Genomic DNA, 2,075 nt, shown 5'->3' with positions numbered 1-2,075 from the left:
GCATTCTTCACCACCGTTCCGTTGCCCGGTCAATGTTCGGTCGGCACATTCGCCAGTGAGTTGTACACGACCGATTTCGAGTCCGGGGCATCGGGCTGGACTCATTCCGGCGATCACGATTCGTGGGCCATCAGTACGGCTCGCTCGCACAGTGGCTCGCAATCCTTCCTGGCCCAGGACCTTGCCTACGATTCCGATCAGCAACTGGTCTCGCCAGGCATCAAATTGCCAGCAGACGAGTTCCCGCTCAGTCTTCAGTTCTGGAGTCACCAGACCATCGAGGATCGCGTGGCAGGCTGCTACGACGGAGCCCTGCTCGAAATTTCAGATGACGATGGCGCGAGCTGGTTCCAGGTGCCTGATGGCAGGTTGCTGGTTGGCCGTTACGACGGTCCGATCAGTACCTCGTTCAACAATCCGTTGCGAGGACGGCAAGCCTGGTGTGGTGATCCGCGCGACTGGTCGCAGACCATCGTCGACCTCGATGCCTACGCCGGGCAAAGCATCTGCCTGCGCTTTCGCATGGCCACGGATGCGTCAACAGGCCGCGTCCCGGATGGCTTCTATCTGGATGATGTTGTCGTGCAGACTTGTACGCCTGCCGGTGATGACATCTTTGAAGATGGTTTTGATGGGACGCCGCCGCGGTAATCCGGTGCTGGACCCGAAACCTTGTCATGTTTCTGTTCGTGCCGAGCTTGTCCAGGCATGAACGGCACTTCACGGGAAAAAATGCAAACACCATGACCTGTCCATCGAGTACCGCGTCGAGTCTTGCTTTGACACTGCTGGTCTGCGCGACGTCCGCGTTGCATGCCGCGCAGCCACCCGTTTTTGAAGTCTCGGCACTGGCATTGCCTGCAATGGATAGCGGTGCCCAACCGGATCTGGTGGGTTCCGCGAATGGAAGCCTCTTCCTGAGCTGGACGGAAAAACTCGACACCGGTCATCGCCTGCGTTTCAGTCGGTTGCTCGAAGCGGAAGAAGGCGATACCAACGCTGAAGATCGCTGGTTGCCGGCACAAACCATTGCCAGCGGTGACGACTGGTTCGTCAACTGGGCCGATACGCCGCACCTGGTCGCATTTGGCGACGGCACGCTTTGGGCACATTGGCTGCGCAAGAACGGCACTGCGATTTACGACTACGGCGTAGCCCTGGTGCACTCCGGCGATCAGGGCCAGACATGGTCAGCGCCCATCCGCCTGGAACCGGAGGGCGCCCGTCTCGACTACGGTTTCGTTTCCCTGTGGGAACAGCATGAAGGGGTTCTCGGAATCGGCTGGCTCGACAGCCGGCAGAAACAGCCGCCCCATGAAGGCCACGATGAGCACCACGACCACGGTGGTGGGGCGATGATGCTGCGTGCGGCGACGTTCGATGCGGCTGGAGTCAGAACCGGCGATTGGGCCCTGGATACCGCAACCTGCGATTGCTGTCCCACTTCCGTGGCAATGACCAGTGATGGCGCGGTACTCGCTTATCGGGGCCGTACAACTGAAGAAGTTCGCGATATCCAACTGGTCCGCTTAGACGGCAGGGCCTGGTCCCAACCGGTCACCGTCCATGCCGACAACTGGATCTTCGCCGGTTGTCCGGTCAATGGGCCCGCCGTGGTTGCCAGCGGCAAGCAGGTCTGGGTGGCCTGGTACACAGAAGGCGGTGGCCAGCCTGCGGTGCGAATTGCGCGTTCAAGGGACGCAGGTCGAAAATTCGATTCGCCGCTGCAAGTGGCGCAAGGCAAGGCCCAGTTGGGACGAGTCGACATGGCCATGGATGCGAACAACGTGTGGCTGACCTGGCTTGTCGAGAGCAGCAAGGACAATGCGCAGCAGCTCATGCTGGCACGCATCGATGCGAAGAGTGGCACGCTGATGCAACGAGGCGTGGTTGCCGACATTGCAGCGAAAGGACGCGCCAGCGGCTTGCCGCAAATACAGGTGCAAGAGGGTGATGCATGGCTGGTCTGGACCGATAGCGTCGACGGAAAGTTGCGACTGCGGGGCGCGAAAGTTCGGTCCAACAACAAAGCGGCAACGCCAGGACCGTCAACGAAGTCAGCGCCGTAGTTCGGC

2 protein-coding genes are annotated in these 2,075 nt (G+C 60.4%); both read left to right on the top strand.

Annotated elements, in window-relative coordinates:
* Nucleotides 1-651: hypothetical protein (locus tag WBP53_RS03860; RefSeq protein WP_423926119.1), on the top strand; the 651-nt coding region annotated here is incomplete at its 5' end.
* Nucleotides 652-743: 92 nt separating this feature from the next.
* Complete coding sequence (locus tag WBP53_RS03855) at nt 744-2,069, top strand: hypothetical protein (RefSeq protein ID WP_423926117.1); 1,326 nt, start codon at nt 744-746, stop codon at nt 2,067-2,069.
* The last annotated feature ends 6 nt before the right edge of the window (nt 2,070-2,075 follow it).

This window comes from Dokdonella sp. (assembly GCF_049593775.1).
GTDB lineage: Bacteria > Pseudomonadota > Gammaproteobacteria > Xanthomonadales > Rhodanobacteraceae > Dokdonella.
This window is presented reverse-complemented; position numbering and strand designations above follow the sequence as displayed.